Genomic DNA, 748 nt, shown 5'->3' with positions numbered 1-748 from the left:
TATGGTTGCTTTGGGTTGTCGTTATTTGAGAATTTGTCATTTGAACAACTGTGCGACGGGTGTTGCGACTCAGAACGAATTACTTCGTGATGAGTACTTCAACGGTACCGTAGAAATGGTAATGAACTTCTTCCGCTTTGTTGCGAAAGAAGCGCGTGAGTGGATGGCTAAGCTAGGTGTTCGTAGTTTGGAAGAGCTGGTTGGTCGTACAGATTTGTTAGACATTTTGTCAGGTACTACTGATAAGCAGAACAAGCTTGACCTATCGCCGATTCTTTCGACTGAGGGAATACCTGAAGATAAACCGCATACCTGTAAGGTAGAGCGTAATGCTCCGTTTGACCAAGCCTTGTTGGCCGAAAAAATGGTTGAGGACTTAGTTCCAACAATTGAATCCAAGTCGGGTGGTACCTTCGATTACGAAGTGACTAACTGTGATCGTTCGGTTGGTGCACGAATCTCTGGCGAAATCGCAGAGCGTCATGGTAATCAAGGTATGGTGAGTGCGCCAATCAACTTGAATTTGACGGGTACAGCTGGTCAGAGCTTTGGTGTTTGGAATGCTGGTGGTTTGAATATGAACCTTGAAGGCGATGCAAACGACTATGTTGGTAAAGGTATGACTGGTGGTAAACTAACCATTCGACCCCCTCAAGGTAGTGAGTTCAAAACCCAGGAAACATCCATTGTTGGTAATACTTGTCTTTACGGCGCTACTGGCGGTAAGTTGTTTGCAGCGGGTACGGCT

General features: G+C 45.7%; 1 protein-coding gene. It reads left to right on the top strand.

Annotation, left to right across the window (positions count from 1 at the left end; all coding sequences use genetic code 11):
- On the top strand, positions 1-748 hold a 748-nt coding region (locus tag A3766_RS28650; protein WP_255375953.1), incomplete at both ends, for a glutamate synthase-related protein.

The organism is Oleiphilus sp. HI0132 (genome assembly GCF_001635845.1).
Note: the sequence above shows the minus strand (reverse complement) of the source record. Positions and strands in the feature narration are given on the sequence as shown.